The 20,278-nt window shown below is 71.5% G+C and carries 14 protein-coding genes; 6 read left to right on the top strand and 8 right to left on the bottom strand.

From position 1 onward, the window contains the following. Positions 1 to 6 precede the first annotated feature (6 nt). From FJ309_01070 to FJ309_01055, 4 genes are all read right to left on the bottom strand, one after another. Positions 7 to 1,497, bottom strand: coding sequence for a hypothetical protein (locus FJ309_01070; GenBank protein ID MBM3953209.1), 1,491 nt, complete (start codon positions 1,495 to 1,497; stop codon positions 7 to 9). A gap of 66 nt (positions 1,498 to 1,563) precedes the next feature. Beyond that, entirely contained in the window at positions 1,564 to 2,856 is a 1,293-nt protein-coding gene (locus FJ309_01065; protein MBM3953208.1) for an insulinase family protein, read from the bottom strand. Continuing rightward, a complete protein-coding gene (locus FJ309_01060) occupies positions 2,840 to 4,111 on the bottom strand; it encodes an insulinase family protein (protein ID MBM3953207.1) in 1,272 nt (423 codons plus the stop codon). Before FJ309_01060 ends, FJ309_01065 begins: the two co-directional genes overlap by 17 nt. After that, the gene (locus FJ309_01055; protein ID MBM3953206.1) at positions 4,101 to 4,721 is read right to left on the bottom strand and encodes a GNAT family N-acetyltransferase; all 621 of its coding nucleotides are present in this window, start codon (positions 4,719 to 4,721) and stop codon (positions 4,101 to 4,103) included. Before FJ309_01055 ends, FJ309_01060 begins: the two co-directional genes overlap by 11 nt. Before the next feature lie 270 nt (positions 4,722 to 4,991). Between FJ309_01055 and FJ309_01050 the strand changes: the two genes are divergently transcribed. The 4 genes from FJ309_01050 to FJ309_01035 are packed head-to-tail and all read left to right on the top strand — an operon-like array spanning position 4,992 to position 9,077. Further along, on the top strand, positions 4,992 to 5,822 hold the full coding sequence (locus tag FJ309_01050) for a manganese transporter (GenBank protein ID MBM3953205.1): 831 nt from the start codon (positions 4,992 to 4,994) through the stop codon (positions 5,820 to 5,822). Positions 5,823 to 5,845: 23 nt separating this feature from the next. Beyond that, complete coding sequence (locus tag FJ309_01045) at positions 5,846 to 6,610, top strand: metal ABC transporter ATP-binding protein (GenBank protein ID MBM3953204.1); 765 nt, start codon at positions 5,846 to 5,848, stop codon at positions 6,608 to 6,610. Further along, positions 6,607 to 7,788 carry a metal ABC transporter permease gene (locus tag FJ309_01040; protein ID MBM3953203.1) on the top strand — a complete coding sequence of 394 codons (1,182 nt, stop codon included), beginning with the start codon at positions 6,607 to 6,609 and terminating at the stop codon, positions 7,786 to 7,788. Before FJ309_01045 ends, FJ309_01040 begins: the two co-directional genes overlap by 4 nt. After that, complete coding sequence (locus FJ309_01035) at positions 7,437 to 9,077, top strand: hypothetical protein (protein MBM3953202.1); 1,641 nt, start codon at positions 7,437 to 7,439, stop codon at positions 9,075 to 9,077. The genes FJ309_01040 and FJ309_01035 overlap by 352 nt, the downstream gene beginning before the upstream one ends. A 1-nt stretch (position 9,078) precedes the next feature. Here FJ309_01035 and FJ309_01030 read toward each other — a convergent pair whose 3' ends face one another. Further along, positions 9,079 to 10,035 carry a deoxyribonuclease IV gene (locus FJ309_01030; protein MBM3953201.1) on the bottom strand — a complete coding sequence of 319 codons (957 nt, stop codon included), beginning with the start codon at positions 10,033 to 10,035 and terminating at the stop codon, positions 9,079 to 9,081. Positions 10,036 to 10,180: 145 nt separating this feature from the next. Here FJ309_01030 and FJ309_01025 point away from each other — a divergent pair, with 145 nt between their 5' ends. Beyond that, a complete protein-coding gene (locus FJ309_01025; GenBank protein ID MBM3953200.1) occupies positions 10,181 to 10,672 on the top strand; it encodes a hypothetical protein in 492 nt (163 codons plus the stop codon). Between the two features lie 139 nt (positions 10,673 to 10,811). Then, entirely contained in the window at positions 10,812 to 11,306 is a 495-nt protein-coding gene (locus tag FJ309_01020) for a hypothetical protein (GenBank protein MBM3953199.1), read from the top strand. A gap of 1,577 nt (positions 11,307 to 12,883) precedes the next feature. On the opposite strand, the gene FJ309_01015 is transcribed toward FJ309_01020, so the two are convergent. The 3 genes from FJ309_01015 to FJ309_01005 all read right to left on the bottom strand — a co-directional run bounded on the left by FJ309_01015 (position 12,884) and on the right by FJ309_01005 (position 19,964). After that, positions 12,884 to 13,309: a hypothetical protein gene (locus tag FJ309_01015; protein MBM3953198.1), complete on the bottom strand. Its 426-nt coding sequence runs from the start codon at positions 13,307 to 13,309 to the stop codon at positions 12,884 to 12,886. A gap of 8 nt (positions 13,310 to 13,317) precedes the next feature. Beyond that, positions 13,318 to 14,325, bottom strand: a complete 1,008-nt coding sequence (locus FJ309_01010; protein MBM3953197.1) for a DUF1559 domain-containing protein — start codon at positions 14,323 to 14,325, stop codon at positions 13,318 to 13,320. 176 nt (positions 14,326 to 14,501) lie between these two features. Then, positions 14,502 to 19,964, bottom strand: a complete 5,463-nt coding sequence (locus FJ309_01005; protein ID MBM3953196.1) for a PEP-CTERM sorting domain-containing protein — start codon at positions 19,962 to 19,964, stop codon at positions 14,502 to 14,504. Positions 19,965 to 20,278 lie beyond the last annotated feature (314 nt).

Raw genomic sequence — 20,278 nt, 5'->3', positions numbered from 1 at the left:
GGGCCGTCAGGCGAGATCGCGGTCCTGGAACAGGACCAGGGCGATCAGCAACGCGACCGCCGAATACAGCCCGGCGTACAGCGCCGCCCAGCCGAGGTAGCTCCACGGCACGGGCACACCGCCGACGACTGCCGCTTCGATCGTGAAGTGCTCGAGCACCGGCAGGATCGTCGCGAACAGCTTGCCGACGAAGCGCACGATCGGGAGCTTGCCGACGCTCGACTGCACGATCAGCGGCACGAGGTGACCGAGCGCGTAGACCGTGAAGCAGATCACCAGGTTCGGGACCATCCCCAACCGCGTGGAGACAGCCAAGCTGACCGCGCCGAGGAGGATCGTCTCCAGCAGCGACAGCGCCAGCCCGGGCACCACGGTGATCATCTCCTGGGCACAGTCGCGCCACACGGGGTCGAGCTTCGACCCTTCGCGGGCGTCGTACACGACCTTCAGGCTGGTGGTCGCCATCAGGATCGTGCCGAGGATCAGGAACACCAGCAGGGCCACGAGCACGAGGCCGGCGAACTTGCCGAGCACGAATTGGACGCGGGTCAGTGGTTTGGAGAGTACGGTCAATGCCGTCCGCCCCTCGATCTCCTCGGCAACCGACACGCTCGCCGTCCAGACCACGACCAACAGCGCGAGCACCTTGATCAGCGTCAGACCGCTGTCTTTGAGCATCTTCACGTCCTCGCCGAACGTGTTGTACGGGACGACGATGAACGCCAGCAGGAGCACGGCACCGAGGATCAGCGCGACGGCGAACACCGGCTGTCCGATCGCCTCCTTCGTGGTCGCCGAGGCGACGGCGGCCACGCGCCGCGGCACGAGCCGGAACAGGTAGTACAGGGCCGCCAGGGTGAGGAGAGACACGACCGTCCAGGGAAGGATCGCCGCCTCGGGGAACTCGGGCACGAGCCCGGTGCGGATCGTCAGCGGCACCGCCGCGGTTCCGGCGTTGGTCACCTCGAGCTGTGCGCGGGCGCCGACGAACGGCGTCGTCTCGGCCGCACCGCGCTCCCAGCGCCACGCTTTGTTCGGCTGCAGATCGATCTCCGGAACCTTCGACAGGGCGAAGCCCTCGATCGGCTGCTGCGTGCGGACGAGCAGCTGGGCCGGCGCCTCGATTTCGAAGAACGCCAATTCCTGGGGACGGATGTCGATCGGTACCGGCGCGAGCGTGGCGTTCGCCGGGATCGACACCGTCCGCTCGATGGCGTTCATGGTGGCGTATCGAGCGAGCGAGCGGGCGATCGACGCCACCGGCACAAGTGGCGTCAGCGCCACCGCCACGGCCGACAGCGCCAGCAGCAGCCAGGCCATCGGCCCGGCGAAACCGTCGCCGAGGCTCGTCCTGGCCTCCGCGGCGAGCCGCGGGCGGACCAGCTGCAGCAACCCCCAGGCCGCGAGGATGACGAGCGTCGCCACCAGTGCTCCGGTGGCGACCAGCCAGATCGGGGGAAGGGCGACGGACCAGCGATTCGCGAAGAGCGGTGTCATGATCGGCAGGGGGCGATCGGGGGGGGAACGGGCCCGGCCGGTCCGCCGGCCGGGCCGCCGAGGAGTTTACACCGGTTCGGCGCCGCCGGCGCCCTGCGGGTCGCCTGCCCCGGACGTTTCCGGGATCGCGGACGGGCCGGCGAGGACGGTCGCCGCGGGCCCGTGCAGCGGCCAGGAGTCCATCACCCGGTGAAGGTCGTCGAGCGACAGCCCCTCGACGATCGCCAGATCGTCGGCCACCGACCGGTACCGGCCCGACCGGGCCCATTCGAGGCCGACGCTGAACAGCCTCCGCCGCGGCCGCTCGCCGACGAGCACGACGCGGCCGGCGAGTTTGTTGCGTGCCTGTTCCAACTCGGCGGCGGTGATCCCGCTGCGGGCGGCCTCGGCGTAGATCCCCGTCACCTCGTCGAGAAGGGCGGGCGCGTCGCCGGCCTCGCAGGCCAGTTGGGTCGCGAACAGCCCGGCGTCGCGGAAGTCTTGGTGGTGGCACGAAGCCTGCTCGGCCGTTCCCGGATCGACGAGAGCCCAGTAGAGACGACTGCCGGAATCGTCGCCGAGGACCGTCGCCAGCAGTTTCGCTGCGAATCGTTCCGGATCGTCGCCGGCCGGACCGGCCGACATCCGCACGCCGTAGGCCAGGGTTGCGGCCGGCCGGACGATCGTCTCGCGCACGTCACCGGTCGGGCCGCGTCCGGCGCGCCAGGTGTCGCGCGCGGAGGGGGGGAGCGCCTCCCACTCGCCGCAATAACGCCGGGCGGTCTCCACCAGCGCCGTGAAGTCGACCGCGCCGGTCGCCGCCAGCACGATGTTGCCAGGAGCGTAACGGCGGACGTGGTACTCGCGCATCGCCTCGACGGGGAGGCTCTCGATCGATTCGACCGTCCCGAGAACGCTGCGCCCCAGCGGGTGCTCCGCGAAGAACGCCGCGCGGCAGCGCTCGTCGGCGCCGAACGGCGGCTGGTCGTCGTACATCCGGATCTCCTCCAGGATGACGAGCTTCTCGGTGGCGAAGTCCTCCGCGCGCAAAGCCGGCCGCATCATCGCCGCCAGCAGGGCGGTGGCCTCGTGCTGCTGCGCGGGGAGGACGGCCGCGTGGTAGACGGTGTCTTCTTCGCTGGTGAACGCGTTGGCGCTGGCCCCCATCCAATCGAAACGACGGTTGATCTCGTCGGCCGACAGTTCGGTCGTCCCCTTGAAGACCATGTGCTCGAGGAAGTGGCTCACGCCCCAGGTGGCGTCGGTCTCGTCACGGGCCCCGGTCTTGACGAAGAATCCGACGCTCGTCGACAGCGCGTCGTCGGTGACCTCGGCGACGATCTCCAGGCCGTTGGGGAGCCGCTCATGCCTGAATGTCATCGGGCACCTCCAGCGGCTCGCGGCCGAGCGACACCACCGTCAGCCCGGCCGGCGGATGGTCCGCCAGCCAGGCCTCGATCGAGTCGACGCTGAGCCGGTCGTAACGATCCAGTTCCTCGGCCAGCGAACGCATCGCCCGGAGGTGGTACCAACGCCGCGCGATGTCGCCGGCGCGGGCGGCGCTCGACTCCTGCTGCATCACCAGCGCGCTCTTCGCCCGTGCCTTGACACGCTCCAGCTCGGCACTTTCGAGCGTGCCCGGAAGCCGCCGGATCTCCGCCAGCATGACGTCGAGCGTCTCCTGGGCGCGGGCAGTGCTCGCGCCGGAGTAGCACACCGCCATGGCGTGATCGCGGAGGGTGTGGTACCCGGCTGAGACGCTGTAGCACAGACCGCGCCGCTCGCGGACCTCGGTGAACAGACGCGAGCTCGAGCCCCCGCCGAGGATCGCCAGGGCCGCCGACGCCTCGTAGGAGGCGTCGGCGGCATACGGGGGCGCCGACCAGCCGAGTGCGATGTGGGTCTGCTGCGAATCGTGATGGACGTGGCGGATCCGCGATCCACGCGGTCCGCTGGCCGGCGGGGCGTCGGCGGCAGTTGCCCAGTCGCCGAACAGTTCCGCCATCCGTTCGACGACCAGCGGCCAGTCGATCCGACCGGCGACGGCGATGATCGTTCCCCGGGGGATCACCCGGCGGGCGACGTAGTCGCGCACCTCGTCGATCCCCAGGGCGGCGACCTCGGCGGAGATCCCTTCGGCCGGCATCCCCCAGGGCGCCGGGTAGTGGAGTTGACGGAGCGCCGACATCGCCCGGTGGGCGGGATCGTCCTCGGTGCCGGCGAGGTTGCGGAGAACCATCTGGCGGGCCGGATCGAGCTCGTCCTCGGGGAGCCGCGGTCGGCGGATGATGTCGGCGTAGATCGGCAGCGCCGCGACGAGCTGGCGTGCGACCATCGCCCCCGCGAAGCTGGCGTGGCTCGTCGACACCGAATGGGCCCACTGTACGCCGGCCCCTTCGAGCGACTCGATCACTTCGCGGCTGCTGCGGTCGCCGGCGCCGCGGAGCATCATCTCGCCGGACAGCGTCGCCAAGCCGCAGCGTCCGGCGCCATCGTGGACGGCACCGGCGGGGAGGTGGAAGGCGACGGCGGCCGATTCCAGCGCCGGCAGCGACTCGCCGAGGAGCACGATCCCGTTGGCAAGCGTCGTCGAGAACAGCTGCTGCTTCAAGGGATACCGATCCTCACCACGCACCCGCTGCCGGCCCCGCGGCCAGTGGAACCGTCGCGGCGAATCCGGACCGGTCGCCGACGTGGTCGACGACTTTGTACACGGTCCGCTGCCGGCGGAAACCCAGCCGCTCGTAGAGCCGCACCGCCCCGCCGTTGTCGGCGGTGACCTCGAGCGTCGCGCGGCCGATCCCCCAGTCGCGGAATCCCGCCAACGCGCGTTCGATCAGCGCGGTGCCGAGGCCGAGCCCGCGGTGACCGGGCACGATCCCGATGTTCTGGATCGAGCCACAGCCACTGTCGTCGATCACGCCCTGGATCGTCCCGCACCAGTCGAGCGACTGCAGCCCCCCGCGGACGTCACCACGGACGATCAGCCAGGTGGCGATCGGCAGGAATCCCGGCTTCTCGCGGATCTCGCGCATCAGCCGCCGGCACCCGTCGAGATCCCCCAGGCAGGGGAAGACGATGGCGTCGATCTCGTCGCGAAACGACCTGAACTTGGTGCGGGCGTGGGTCTCGATGAGGGCTTCGTTCCAGGGGACGAAACGGTATCCGGTCTGCAGCGACGCGGGGCACCGCGGCCGGAGGAGATCCGCCGCCATCCGGAACCGTTTGAAATAGCCCGATGCCATGCCCCACCTCCCTGTCACTGCCGAGACGATACGGCGGTCCTCGTGGACGGTCAACGAACGGGGAGGGGTCAGGACCATTGCACCGTGCCGCCCGGCCGACGCCCTCGCCAATTGTGCCTGCGCCGCGGCCGGCTAGAATCGTTTTTGAGGCTTCGAAAAGTGATTTTTGACCGTCCGAAAACGTGGCCGAAGGTCGCCGCCCTGGTGGGGGTCGCCGCCGGGCTGGCGCTCGCCTCGACCGGGCACGCCCGCGGCGGCGGACCGCGGGTGATGGCGACGACGACGATGGCCGCCGACGTCGCCCGCAGCGTCGTCGGCCCGGACGGAAGTGTCGATTGCCTGCTCGCCCCGGGCATCGACCCCCACAGCTACCGCCCGACCCCCCGTGATGCCGACCGGCTGGCACGGGCCGACGTCGTCGTCGCCTCGGGGTTGAGGCTCGAGGGAAAGCTCGCCGACCTGCTCGGGAGGCTGGCGCGGCGGGTGCCCGTGGTCAGCATCGGCGAGGCGCTTCCCCCCGAACGTCTCCTCGAAGCCGCCGCCGGCATCCCCGATCCGCACGTGTGGTTCGACGCCGGCCTGTGGTCGCTCGCGCCGGGGGTCGTCGCCGAGCGGCTCGCGGAGATCGAGCCGGCCGCGGCCGCCGGCTACCGGCAGCGCGCCGGTGCCCGAGCCGAGCGGCTCCGCGCGGCCGACGACGAGGCCCGGCGCCGGTTGGAAGAGGTGCCGCGGGAACGGCGTGTCCTCGTCACCGCCCACGATGCGTTCCGCTATTTTGGCCGGGCCTACGACGTCGAGGTGGTGGGTGTGCAGGGAACGAGCACCGAGGCGGAGGCCGGCCTGGCCGACATCAACCGGCTCGTCGAGCTGCTGGTGACGAAGCGGATCCCCGCCGTGTTCGTCGAGACGAGTATCTCCGACCGCAATGTCGCGGCGCTGCGCGAGGGTGCCCGGGCACGCGGCCATGCCGTGGCGCTCGGGGGCCGGTTGTTCTCCGATTCGCTCGGCGCCCCGGGCAGCGGCGCCGAGACGCTCGAGGAGGCACTGTCGGCCAACGTCGCCGCGATCGTCGCCGGCCTCGCCGGCGGGGCGGAGCGCTGATGGACGGCGCCGGGGGCGAGGCCATGGCGCCGGTCGTCGAGTTCCACGATGTCACGGTGGCCTATTCCGGCCGGCCGGTGCTGTGGCACGTCGACCTGGTGATCCGCGGGCCGGCCCTGTACGGCATCGTCGGCCCCAATGGGGCCGGCAAGAGCACCCTGCTCAAGGCGGCGCTGGGGCTGGTGCCGCTGGCCGGCGGCCGGGTCACGTTCGACGGCGCCGCGCTGGCGGATTCACGGGCCCGCGTCGGCTACGTGCCGCAGCGGGAGACGGTCGACTGGGGATTCCCGGTCAACGTCATGGACGTCGTGTTGATGGGCACGTACGGCCGGCTCGGATGGTTCCGGCGCCCCGGCCGGCGCGAGCGCGACGTGGCAGGGGAGTGCCTGCGCCGCGTCGGCCTGGCGGATCTGGCGGGGCGGCAGATCGGCCGGCTGTCGGGGGGTCAGCAGCAGCGCGTGTTCCTCGCCCGGGCCCTCGCCCAGGAAGCGGTGATCTACCTCCTCGACGAGCCGATGGCGGGCGTCGACGCCGGCTCACAAGAACTGATTTTCGGCGTCCTCGATTCGCTTCGCGCCGCCGGTCGGCTGGTGATCGTCGTCCACCACGACCTGCGCAGCGCCGCCGGGTGGTTCGACGGCGTGGCGCTGGTCGACATGCGCGTCGTCGCCGCCGGACCGACCGCCGCCGTGCTCACCACCGAGAACCTCCGGCGCACCTACGCCGGCCAGCCCGCGGTGCTCGAGGAGCTCGCCCGGGCGGTCGCCGCCGGGGGACGGACACCGTGATCGCCGCGCTGGTGCCGTACAACACGCTCATCGTCGCGGCGGCGGTCGCCGCCGTGGGGTTGGCGGCGGGGATGGTGGGCGCGCTTGCCGTGCTGCGCCGCCGGGCGCTGGCCGGCGACGCCGCCGCCCACGGCAGCCTCGCCGGGGTGGCGACGGCGTTCCTCGCCACCGGGCGGCGCGACCTCGGTTGGCTGCTCGTCGGCGGCCTCGTCACGGCGCTGGCGACTCTGGCAGCGCTGGTGGCGATCCGCCGCTGGACGCGGACACGAGACGACGCCGCGATGGCGCTGGTCCTCGGGGTGTCGTTCGGCGCCGGCGTGGCACTCGTCACCGGGATCACGGCCCGCGGCCTGCCCGACAGCGCGGGCCTCGAGCAATTCCTCCTCGGCCACACCGCCGGCGTCACCGCGGGCGATGCAGCGCTGCTGGCCTCGTGCGCCCTCGGAGCCGCGGCGCTGGTGGCGCTGGGCCTCAAGGAGTTGACGCTCGTCGCCTTCGACGAGGCGTTTGCCGCGGCGGCCGGCTGGCCTGTCGGACTGGTGGACTTGGGCCTGGTCGGACTGATCGCGGTGATGGTCGTGGTCGGCCTGCCCGCGGCGGGTGCGGTGCTCGTGACGGCGCTGCTGGTGATCCCACCGGTGGCCGCGCGGCAGTGGACGGACCGGGTCGGCACGATGGTGCTGCTCGCCGGCCTGTTGGGAACGCTGTCGGCGCTCGTCGGCGTGGTCGGCAGTGCCCTGGTGCCGCGGCTGCCGACCGGGCCGGTCGTCGTGTTGGCGGCGGCCGCACTCGCCGCGGTGTCGGCGGTGGCGGCACCCGGCCGGGGATGGTGGTCACGGCGGGCCGCCGCGCGGCGCGCGCTGGTGGCGTGGCACGAGGGGGATCTGCTCGCGTCCCTGGCCCGTGGGGACGGGCCACCTGCCGGGGCCGACGACGCCCTCCGGCGGGCGCTGGCCGATGGGCTGGTGGCCCGTGGAGCCGGCGGCTTCGCGCTGACGGCGACCGGCACCGCGCGGGCCGCGGACCTGGCACGCCGCCGCGAGGCATGGGCGCGGATCCTCGCCACGGCCCCGGACGACGCCCGGGCGTTTCTCACCGTCGACCTCCCCGATCCGGCGGCGGTGATCGACGGCGCCAGGCTCGCCGAGATCCGCGCGGCCGCGGAGCGCCGCCGATGAGCCCGGTCGTCGCCGGCACCGAGCCGTTCCATCTTTGGAACATCGCCACGGCGATGGCGGTGGCGGCACCGTGCGCGCTGGTCGGCACGCTGCTGGTCGCCCGGCGGCTGAGCCTTCTCGGCGACGCGATCGCCCATGCGGTGCTCCCGGGGATCGTGATCGCGGTTCTCGCCGGGGGCCGGCCGGGGGGCTGGCTGACGATGATCGGCGCGGTCGCCGCCGCGATCGTCACCGCCTCGATCGCCACGGCCGTCGCCTCGAACTCGGTCGGCGTCGGCGAGGATGCCGCGACCGGCGTGGGGTTCACGACGATGTTCGCCCTCGGCGTGATCCTCGTCAGCGTCGCGGCGTCACGTGTCGACCTCGACACGGCGTGCGTGCTGTACGGAGAACTTGAGTTGTCGGCGTTCGACACGGTGCCGGTCGCCGGCCTCGAGATCCCGCGCGGCTTCATCACCGGATGTCTGTTGTTCGCCGGGGTGGGTCTGGCGCTGTGCCTGACGTGGAAGGAACAGGTCCTGGCGGCCTTCGATCCGGCGGCGGCCCGCGCCCTCGGCCTCCCCGTGGCGGGGCTGTCGGTCGCGCTGTTGGTCGGCACGGCATTGACGACCGTCGCCGGCTTCGACGCGGTCGGGGGCGTGCTCGTCGTCACGATGCTCGTCGCCCCGGCGGCGGCGGCCGAGCTGCTCGTCGCCCGGCTCCACCATGTCGCCGCCGTGGCGGTGGCGATCGGCATGGCGGCCGGCGCGATCGGCTACCTTGCCGCGTGGCGCCTCGACACCGGTGCTGCCGGAATGATCGCCGTCGTGCTCGGGGCCGTGTACGCCGTGGCGGCGCTGGTCGCTCCTGACCACGGCCTCCTCGCCCGGGCGCTCGGGGCGGTGGCGCTGCGTTGGCGGGTGGCGCGCGAGGATTACCTCGCCGCCGCCTGGCGGGCGGCGGAGGGGGGCACGGCCACCGTCCCACGCGGCTGGGCCGCCTGGCCGGTGGCGCGCTGGCTCGCGGCCGAGGGGGCTGTCGAATGGACCGCGACGGGGTGGCGGCTCACGCCCACGGGGCGGGCGCGGGCCGAGACGATCGTCCGGTCCCACCGGCTCTGGGAGGCGTGGCTCGGCCGCAACGTCGACCTTCCGCTCGATCACCTTCACCCGCCCGCCGAATGGGTCGAGCACCACATCGGCAGTGCCGTCCGGGCGATCCTCGCTGCCGAGGTCGGTGACTCGGTCGCCGATCCTCATGGCCGCTCGATTCCGCCGGAAGTACCGCCGCCGGCCGGCCGGGCGCGGTGATTCACGCGCGGCGGCGCGGTCTGCCCGCGGCCCGGCGCCGCGGCGCCGGGCCACCGTCGAGCGCACGCAGCGCGTCGAGGTTGCGGCGATCGACTGCCGGATCGGGCTTGCCGTCGGGTCCCTCCTTGGGCGTCTCGAGGATCAGCGGGATCCGCGCCAAACGCGGCTCGGCGAGCAGCGACCGGAATCCTTCGGCGCCGATGCACCCGTCGCCGATCGCCTCATGGCGGTCGACACGTGAGCCGCGCGGTTTCTTCGAATCGTTGGCGTGGATCACGACCAGCCGTTCGAGGCCGATGTGGTCGTCGAATTCCCCGAGCGTCGCCGCCAGCTCCGCCGCCGGTGCCAGCGCGTAGCCGGCGGCGAAGACGTGGCAGGTGTCGAGGCAGACGCCGATCCGCCGCGCCAAGCCGGCGTCGTCGACGCGCGCGAGGATCGCGCCGATCTCGGCGAAGCTCGCTCCGAGGCAGGTGCCCTGGCCGGCGGTCGTCTCGACGAGGATCCCGCACGCCGCCGCCGCGGTGCGCTCGAGTGCCGCGACGATCCCGTCGGCCGCCCGGGCGACGGCCGCCTCCGCGGCCTGCTCGCCGGCGGCGCCGGGATGGATCACCACCCAGGGGATCCCGAGCTGCTCGGCACGGCCCAGCTCTTCGACGAGGGCGTCGATCGACCGGTTGCGGAGCCGGTCGTCGGCCGCCGCCGGATTGATGAGGTAGGAGTCGTGGGCGACCACCAGCCCGAGCCCGGCGGCGGACACCGCCGCGCGGAAGGCAGCCACGGCTTCCGGGGCCAGGGCCGCGTTGTCCCACCGGTTGACGTTGCCGGTGAAGATCTGGAGACACGTACAGCCTGTTTCGACCGCCCGCTCGACCGCCCGGGCATGTCCCCCGGCGATCGACTGGTGGGCTCCAAGGAGCCGCCCGGTGGGGTGGGGAGTGGTCTGGCTGCGGCGCGGCATCGGCGACACCTCCGGGAAAACCCGGGAAGTGTACGGCAGTCGCGGGCAAACGAAACCATGGTCGGGGCGATCCGTCTTTTGACGCTGCGAGGGTCCCTCGTACACTTGAGGGTGTGCGAGGCCGTAGTCTGCCGGAGGCCGAACCGTGACCGCGCTGTGGATGGTGGTGACCGTGGGCCTGGCGGGCCTGTCGGCTCTGATGGTGGCGATGATCCTCCGCCCGATCCGGTTGGCACGCGAAGCGGAGCGGCTCGCGCGCGCCCAGCGCGACTTCCATCGGCAGCGCGAGCAGCTCGAAGCCAAGTTCATCGACAAGGCAGCGGCGTCTGGCAAGCCGCGTGGGCTCCGTTGGACCAACGTGTCGTTCGAAGACTCGGTGGTCTACGCCCGCGACCGACGGACCGGCCTCCTCAAGGCGCTGGTCGCCGTCGACATCAGCTTCGAGGCGATCGCCGGCGGGGGGATGGAAGGGGTCGAGGCGGTTTCCAACGTCCGTGCCGCCACGGCGGAGTTCCTCTTCGACGGTGGCCGGTGGCGCACCGAGGGGCGCGTGTACTTCAACCTCCAGCCGTCGGCGACGGTGAAGTATCTCGGTGGCGACCTCGAGCTGGTCGCCGAGGAACACGCCAAGTTCTGACCCCCGGCAAATTCTGACCCGCGGTCTGACTGGCACCGGCCAACGCTCAGCCGCGGGCACCTCCCCTCCGGTGCCGGCCCGAAAAGCCAACGCCGCTTTCCCTGGTTTCCCCGCCGTTCCCCCCGGGGGGGCAAGTGGGGTGACGCGTGACCCCGGCTCGTCGACGACGCCCACCCGCGGCGGCCGCCCGCCGAATCAACCGGTGGGCGGATGGGCCAACGTTCGGGCGACAGGGCGGTGCACACGTGCCGTGCCGGATCGACCCGATGCCATGCTGGCGGCGGGGAGCGTCGATGCACGCGGTCAGCCGAACGTCGGTTCGCGCGCTGGTGTTGGCGACGGCGTGGTGGGCGGGGCCGGGGAGCGCTTCCGCCGCGCCGCCGATCGTGGTCACCGCTCCCGGGGCACCGGCCGCCGAAGCGACCGGGCTGTTTCCCGTCGAAACGCCGGCAGCGCGGGCGCGGCGGCACCTCGACGCGGCGCGGCGAATCGTCGCCGGCGCCCGGACGTTGGCGGAGGAGTGTCCGCCGCGGGCGCTCGAAGCCTGGCACGCCGGTGCCGCCGAGGCGTGGAACGCGCTGTGGACCTGCCCGGGGGCCGCCGACGTCGTCGTCGCCGCGCTCCCACTGTATGACGAGGCGCTGACCGGCCTGCTCACCTCCGCTGCCCTGGTCGGCTGTGCCGACGGCGCGGGGATCGACATCGGGCCGCGTGCCACACCCCGGCGGATCCCGATCGCTCTCCACGGGCTGGCGATCGAACCGGCCACGATCCAGGGCGTGGTCGTGGGGCCATCCCCCTCCGACCATCGGATCGGCCGATCGCTCGTGCGGCAGGGATTCGGCGTCCCGGTGAGCGTCCGCCTCGCCACCGACGACGTCCGTTTCGCCCCGCCGCGGCGGTCGATCGCCGCGACCGCGGTCCTCCGCTTCCCGCTGCCCCGCGAGGCCAACTTCTGCCGTGATTTCGTCGGGCCCCTCGGCGACGATCCACCGCCGGCGGTGCTCGATCTGGTCGATCCAGTGGAGGTCGCGGCGGTCCGCATCGGTCCGGCGCGTCCGCATGTGGCCGCCGATCTCACCGCGCCGCTCCTCGACATGCTGGAGGCGACGCCATCGGCCGGGATCGAGGGGTTCCTCCAGCCCTACGGCCGCGGCGACACGGCCGCCCGGCTCGAACTGCTCGAGCCGCACCGCCGCGGGCGGATCCCGGTCGTCTTCATCCACGGCCTGGCCAGCGACCCGGGCACCTGGTTCGATCTCCTCAACGAGCTCCGCGCGTGGCCCGAGTTCCACCGCCGTTTCGAGCCCTGGCTGTTCCAGTATCCGACCGGCGCGACGTTCCTCCGCTCCTCGGCCGTCCTCCGGGCCGAGCTCGCCGCCGCCCGGGCGGCGGTCGATCCCGGCGGCACCGACCCCGCGCTCGACAGGATCGTGCTCGTCGGCCACAGCATGGGGGGGCTGCACGCCAAGCTCCAGGTCGTCGATCCGGGCTCGTCGCTGTGGTCCGCGGTGAGCACGCAGCCGTTCGCCACGGTGCGGATGCCGCCGTCCTCGCGCCGTGAGACGGCTCCGAACTACTTCTTCAAGCCGGCGCCGTTCGTCCGCCGCGTGGTATTCGTCGCCACGCCGCACGCCGGGTCGTCGCTGGCAGCGCGGGCGGGAGGACGGCTGGCGAGCGTCACCGTCCGGCAGCCCCCCGAGAGCCTCCGCGCCCACGCCATGCTCCGCGACGCCAACCCCGATGCCATCCGACCGGAGTACCGGGCCGCACCACCGACGACCGTCGACATCCTCGAACCGCAGTCGTCGATCCTCCAGGCCGTCCGGGCGCTGCGGCCGTCGCCGTGGGTCTCACTGCACACGATCCTCGGCGATGGCGCCGTCTCGCCACTGGAGGGGCCGGGCGACGCCGTCGTCAGCGTCGGCAGCGCACGACACCCCGACGTGGTCAGTGAGCTGGCGGTGCCGGCGATCCACACCCGCGTCCACCACCACCCACGCGCGGTGCTCGAGATGCGCAGGATCCTCGAATGCCACCTTGCGGAGAGCGGGCACCTCGTCGCGGCCACCGAGACGGCCACGGCAGTCGCGGAACCGCCGGGGGCTCCGGAGATTCCCGATGCCTGCTTCGATCCGGTGTCGCGGATCGGCCCCGTGAACACCGCTGGCGACGGCGCCATCCCGGCGGAGAACGACCTCCACCCCGCCGTCAGCGCCCCGGTGGTGGCACGTCGATGGCCAGCGGCTGTCCTTCCCCGACGGTGACCCGTGGCGCCGACGCGGCCATCGAATACTTGGCGTCGAGCCGGGGTGCCCGGGTCGGTGCGCTCCCCTGGGCGGGGCGTTCCTCGTCGAGGTCGACGAGCGTCACCACGTGGGCGCCGGGCACCGCCCCCTCGCGGTTGTCATAGGTGTGCAGCGTGAACTTCCCCTCCGCGTCGGTCGTCGCGTAGCTCGTCGGCCCGGCGTTGCCCTGCATCGTGTCGGGCATGAACTGGAGGGTGATGTTGCCGGCCGGCTTGCCGCCGATCGTGAACGTGCCGGTCGCCGGCACGAGCTTGACCTGGGGCTTGCAGCCGGCCAGCGCGATGGCGCACAGGGCGACCACGCGCGGCACGGGGCGGAAGCACGCCATCGGACTTCTCATTGGTCGTTGGAAAAAACCTGGCCGTCGGCGCGCTGGCACCACAGCGCGAGGAGAGACTGGGCCATGTCGTTGCTCATGAACCGGACCGACCCGTCGCACTGGGCGAAGTTGGCACCGCCGGGATGACCGCTGCCGAACGCCGACAGCCGCTGGTCCTGGAACGTGAACCAGGCGCCCTGCGAGCTCGGAGCACCCGCGCCGCCGTGTAGCCACGGCGTCACGTAGCCGATCGGAGCGAAAGCGCCTCCCATGAGGTTGCCGAGGCCGTTGTCGCCGCCGGCCGGGTACCACCGCGCCCAGCTGACGATCGTGCTCCCGCTGTTCCATCCGGCGGTGGTGAACGTGTCGAAATTGGCATCCTTGTGGAATCGTTCACCGAACATCACCGTCTTCGACGTGCCGTCGGTGATGTCCTTGAGCCGGACCTCGATGCCTCCTGGAGCCGAGGTTGCCTTCCGCGCGGCACCGCCGAAGCACATGAAGACGCCGTCGTTGGTGCTCGACGTCGCGAAGATCGGCCGCGAGCCACCGTTGGCCTTGTAGCTCACGCCGCCGTCGTACTGGGTGGGCGTGCCGGAGGAGGGGTAAGGGATCGGGACGTTGGGGAGCAGGTCACTGGGGCAGAGAAACGTCGGCACGACGGCGGCTGCCTTGCCTGCCGTCGGAGTCGTCGCCCGGTTGTTGAGCGGGACCTTCGCGTCCATCGAACTGAACAGGTTGCTCTCCTCGATGTACGGCAGCAGGTAGTAGAAGACCGAGTGTCCCTGAAACGCACCGCTCGGGGCGGGAATCCGTTCCTGCGTGTATCCCGGGGGCAGCTTGCGTCGGCTGTTCTCGAAATTGATCGTCCCGAGGGCGAGTTGCTTGATGCTGTTCTGGCACGAGCTGCGCCGGGCCGCCTCACGGGCCGCCTGGACCGCAGGCAGGAGCAGTCCGACGAGCGTGCCGATGATCGCGATGACGACGAGCAGTTCCACCAGCGTGAAGCCGCGGCGGCGGGACATGACCAATCTCCGGGATAGATGATCGGGATGAGCGACTGAACGGAGGAACGACGGAAAACGGGTCTGAGCCGCTCCAGTAGGAAAGCCTTGTCGGGGGGGACGCCCAGTCTTCCGGCAGTCCACTCAATCTATGAGGGTTGCCAAGGGAATCAATCAACCGGCACGACGCCGCAAGGTCAGGCGGAACGACGGCCCTCGGGCCCCGTGGCCCGCTTCCTCCGCCGGATCCGCCATCCGGCCAGACCGGCACCGATCGCGAGCAGCGCGAGTGTCGACGGTTCGGGCACCGGCGTGAACGTCAGGTAGAGCCCCGTGCCGTCGGTCCCGGAGTCGGAGACCGAGAAACTTCCGCCGGCGAGCGAATTGGCGAAACCGCCGCTGTTCACCGTGAATCGTGTGGGCACGAACGCCCCCGACAGCGACGTGGCGGCGATGATTCGCCACGAACCGGCGGTCGCCGGATCGAAGCCGGCTGCCGGACCAGCCGTGCCGTCGCCGAGGACACTCGACAGGTCGATCGCGAACGACTGCCCGTCACCGGGCAGCGTGAGCGAAGTCGTCTGGAGCAGATCCCAGCCGATGCCGGCGCCCGCCGTCGCGCTGGTCATCTGCAGGGCGAACGTGCCGTTGCCGAGCGTGGTCTCCGCCATCGACAGGCTGCCGATGCCGCCGGAGCTGCCCGCCACACCGGGCGACACGGTCCCGCCGCCGAGCAGGGCGGCGCCGGTCACCGCACCGTTGCCGGCGAGCGTCTGACCGGCGGCGAGTGCGAAGGGTGCCGTCAGCCCCGCCACGTCGAACGTCGCTCCCGACCGGACGTCGATCAACGGCGAGCCCGCGATCGACCCGCCCCCGGCCAGCGCGAGCGTGCCGCCGAGGATCCGCGTCGGACCGGTGTAGCCGTTGGAGCCGGACAGAGTCTGGATCCCGGCTCCATTCTTCACCAGCTCCATCGCCGCCTTGCCGACGGTGCCGATCGGGCCGGCGTAGGAGGTGTTGCCGGCGCCGTTGATCGTCAGCCGCGACACGTCCGCGGACGACGAGTTGACGATCCCGGCGACGCCGGCGGCCGTCCCTGCCAAACCGGCGATCGTCTGGTCGAAACCGGCCAGATCGATCGCGCCCGCGGTCGACCCGAAGGTGACGGTGGCGGTCGCCGGCAGGGCGTCGTCGACCCCGAGGCGGTGGACGCCGGTCGAGACGGAACTGTTGACCGTGACGTTGCCGGTGAACGTGCTCTTCGCGGCGAGAACCGTGGTCCCGGCGCCACCGGCACTGCCGACGGCGAGGTTGACGTTTCCGGAGCCGGTGATCGGGCCATTGAGCACCAGCGTGTTGCCGCTGGTGGTGCCGACGTTGAGCGCACCGCTGGCGAGGGCCAGCTCGATCGGATTGCTGACCGTCGCGTTGAGCCCTGAGCCGGTCTGGGCGAGCGACTGGCCCGGCTGCGTGAACACGATCGCCCCCGACCCCGTCTGCGACACGTTGAGATTGACACGCGTGCCGGCGCCGGTGAACGCGAGCTTGCCGCCGTCGAACAGGTCGCCGAGGTCGGCGTTGAACGTCTGCGTCGCCGTCGCCGAGACGGCGAGCGTGCCGGCGGCGATCGAAAGGTTCGTCGTCGGCAGCGTCGGTAGCGAGAGCGTACCGTCGCCCGCCTTGGTGAGCAGGCCATTGCGGGTCACGGTCCCCGCCAGCGCGAGGGTATCTCCGGCGGTGACGGCGACCGTGCCGCCGCTGGCGTCGATCGTGATCGGATTGGAGATCGACTTCGGCGCCGTCCCGTCGAACAGCAGCGCGGCGTTGTTCGACACGGCCACCGCCCCGGATCCGAGCCCGGCATCACCGAACCGGATCGTGCCGCCGCTGGCGGTGACGGCGCCTGTCGTGGTCACGCTCGGGCCGGTGAGGGCGATCGTGCCCGGTCCCGAGTTGGTGATCTTCACGGAGCCGGCGACAGTCCCGGCAGCGGTGAGCGTCGCCGCCCCAGGGTTGAGCAGCGTGAGTCCGCCGTCGATCGGGCCGCTGAGCGTCAGGTCGGCACCCACCGTGGAGACCGTGCCGCTACCGCCGCCGAGCGCACCGTCGAGCGCCGTCGCGACCGTGCGGTTGACCGTAAGCGCCGTACCGTCACCGAGCGTGACCGCGGTCGTCGCGCCGAGCCCGCCGCCGCTGCCGCCATTGCCGACCTGCACAGCGCCGGACGACACCACGATCCCGCCGGCCGCCTCGATGACGCCACCGATGACGAGCGTCCCGGCACCGGACTTCGTGATGCCGTTCACCGCCGTCACGTCGGACAGCACGGTCGCCGAACCGCTGGCGACGGTGATCGTGTTGGCGACAGACGTCGGGCCACCGAGCGTGAGGGCCCCACCCGTGACGGTATAGCCATTGGCGTTGAACGAGATCCCCTTGTCCGCGTTCACACCGCCGCCGTCGACCGTCACGGTTCCCGCCGGGGAATTGAAAACCGCGGTCTTCGCCGGATCCCAGCCTCCCCCGGACCAGTTGGTACCGCCGGAGGACGACCAAGTGCCATCTCCGCCGACCCATTCCAGGCCTGCCCCCGGATTGAACACGAGGTACAGACCGGTGCCGTCGGCACCGGTGTCACTGACGGAGAACGTGCCGCCGCCGAGGGCGTTGGCGAAGCCTGCCGTGTTGACCGAGAAATTCGCGGCGTTGAACACCCCGGAGAGGGCCGAGGCGGCGAGAATCCGCCACGACGACGTCACGGCGCTATTGAAGTTGATCGCGCTGCCCGCCGCGCCGCCGGCCGACGCCGCACTCGCGAGATTGATCGTGAACGCCGGCGCCGACGGAAGGCCGACCGTGCCCGCCGTGATCAGATCCCAGCCGGTGCCGGCGCCGCCGGTGGCGTCGAACAATTGGAAGTCGTAGGCACCACCGGCACCGAGCGTGAGATCGCCCATCGTGAATGTCGCGATTCCCGGTCCAGGGGCGACGCGCGCGCCAGCGGTGATCGTCGTCGCGCCGACGACCGTGCCGCTGCCGCCGAGCGACTGGCCATTGGCGACGGCGTAGCCACTGGCGACGGCCGCCACGTCGAACGTGGCGCCGGCGGCGACGGTGATCGTCGGCGAGGCGTTGATCGCCCCGGCTCCTGTCAGGGCCAGCGTGCCCGCTTCGACCGTCGTGCTGCCGGTGTAGGTGTTCGCCCCGGAGAGCGTCTGGGTGTTCCCGCCCGACTTGACGACGTTGATCTTGTTGGTCACGCCGGTGCCGATCACGCCGCCGAACGCCGCGCCGGGCGTGACCGAGCCACCGATCCGCAGCGTCGCATCGGACGCGCCGTCGTTGCGGATCGTGAGGTTCTTTGTCGCGCCGACCGTCGCAGTCGGGCCGTCAGCGAGATAGGCCACCTGCTGGCCGAAGCCGTTGAGGTCGAGGACGGCCGCCCCGAGGCCAGTCTTCGTGCCGACGACGATTCCCGTCGCCGTCGGCAGGGCGTTGGCGACGCCGAGGCGGATGCTGGCGGTGGAGAACGCCGGCGTGTTGGCGTTGACCGTGGTGTTGCCGGTGTAGGTGTTCGGGGCGCCGAGCACGAGCAGGCCGGTGCCGCCGCCGCTGGCCGAGCTATTGGACAGGTCGACGTCGGTGTCACCGCTGATGATGCCGGTGACGGTGAGCGATCCGCCGGCGGTGGCGCCGACCGTGGTCTGGAACGATCCCGCCGTGTAGGTCGCCCCGGTCCACGCGCCGGGGGTGAAGGCCTGCCCGGTGGAGTTCGCCGCGATCCCGGCGGAGACCGTGCCGCCGACGTTGCCGCTGAGGTTTGAAATCAGCGCGCCCGACGTCGGGAGCTGGATCTTTCCGGAGCCCGAGATCGTGGCCCCGTCATTGACATTGAGCCGCTGCGTGCCGGAGAGGACGAGGTTGCCGGTGAGCGCCGAGTTGGCACCGATGTTGTAGACCCCGCTGGCCGTCGGCCCCGACCCGAGAACGAGGTCGCTCTCGGCCACCATGAATCCTGTGCCCGCGCCGCTGGTGATCGCACCGGCCACGGTCAGCGTGCCGGCCCCGGTCTTCGTCAGGACGCCGGAACTGGTCAACGCACCGATCTGAAGATTCTGCGCACCGGTGTCGATCGTGCCCCCCGCGCTGCCGACGGTGATCGCGCTTGTGAGCGTCAGCGCCGTCGCGGCTCCCGAGCGCAGCGTGCCTCCCCCGAGCGTGACGGCGCCGCTGCCGAGTTGGTCAGCGGCCGAGATCTGCACGACGCCGCCGGCGATCGTCGTCCCACCGGCATAATCGTTGGCACTGGTAAGCACGAGCGTGCCGCCGCCGCTCTTGGTAAGCCCAGTCGCCCCGGTGATCTTGTCGGCGGCGGTCGGGCCGCTGAACGTGTAGGTGCCGGCGGTGGCCGAGACGGTGACCGTGCTGGGGGCGAGCGCTCCGGCGAGCGCGATCGTACCCCCGGCCGCGTTGGCAAACGTCACCTGGTCGCCATTCGAGAAAGGCACGCTCGTCGAGCCGTTGGTGAAGTTGGCGGTCGTCGTGTCCCAGGTGCCCCCCCCGGCGATGTTCCAGGTCAGTGACTGCGCCTGGAGGAGGGAAAGCGAGAAGTTGTCAACGCCTGCACTGGCATCATTGCCCCCCTCGTCGCTATCGGTCCAGCGGAGGTAGAGGTACGAGTCGGCGGCCCAGTTCAGTCCCGTGAGGTTCCCGGTCCGCGTTCCGATCGTGAACAGCGGGTTGATCGCGGCCTGCGTTCCCGGAGCGCCCGTGCCGGCCCCGGCCGACGGTGTCGAGAATCCGAGCGTCGTCGGTGACCATGTGCCGGCGGAGTTGTTGAACGTGCCATCACCGGACTGATTGACAGTGGTGACGACGTTTTGCATCGTCACCCTGTACGCGAGGGGAAAGGTATTTGGGGTCGTCGACGGATTGCGGTTCATCACCGCGTCGTAGCTGATCGTGACGTTGTTGATCGTCGCACCGGACGTGTTGCGGAATACGGCCCCGAAAAACGCGGTCGATCCACCGCTCATCTGCGACCCGAAGGCTCGGTTGGGCACCGCTTGCGTGTCGACGAGTTGGTAGAGGGCACCGGTCGTCTGCGTGCCGTTGGTGATTCCCCCGCGCGTCGTGCCGAGGCCATAGCCGTACCAGCCGGCGACGGAGGCACTCGATCCCGAGAGGGCGAGCGTGGAGATCTCGAGCATCGTCGTGCCCGAGAGCGTGACCGGTGCCACGTTGGCCCCGGTCATCGACTGAAAGTTTTGTGTGTACGCTGCCGAGCCGTCGAACGAGATCGGTGCCGCGACGGCGCGTGACGCCATCATTCCGGCCGGCCCGGGGCCGACCGCCAGCGCGACGCTCGTGGCCACGGCGACCGCGCCGCGGAGCCGGGCGGTAGCCGCAGCCCTGAGCCGCCGGAGGGTGTGTCGAGAGGGAAAATGCCGAACCCTCGAGGCGAAGCCCCGATGAAGCCGAGCGTCCGAGCGTCCAGCGTCGCGATCGCGGTCGAGCGAGGTGTGGACGGTCCGATCGATGGACCGGGGGCGCGGCTGGGGCAAAGGCATGGTGCCTCCGTGCAGGAAGTGGGCGTGACAGGGAATGGGCGCGATAACCAACCGCGCTTCCGCGGTGGGGCGCGACGGTGGAAACCTCATCAGCCGGCCTGGACCATCCGCGCACCGGGAGCCGGGGCCCGGGGCGTTCCGCCACTGACGCCCCTCGACCAGGGCAATTCCGGTGCCAGCATTGCTAGCAATCGAGGTCGAAGGACGGGAAACGGCCGGGTGAGAGGCCGCTGACCGTTGTTTTTCCCTGCTTCAGAGCGAACGTGAGTCTTTCGTGAGCGCCGCGCGGCGGGCTGACCGACCGCAGGGAGCGGAGCGATCCGCCCCAGGTCGGTGGGGCGAATCGTCGCACGCGCGGCGCTACGGTGCGGCGACTGCCGCGTGCGGCGCACCGCGCTGCCGCA

Source organism: Planctomycetota bacterium (assembly GCA_016872555.1).
Taxonomy (GTDB): Bacteria; Planctomycetota; Planctomycetia; order Pirellulales; family UBA1268; genus F1-20-MAGs016.
Note: the sequence above shows the minus strand (reverse complement) of the source record. Positions and strands in the feature narration are given on the sequence as shown.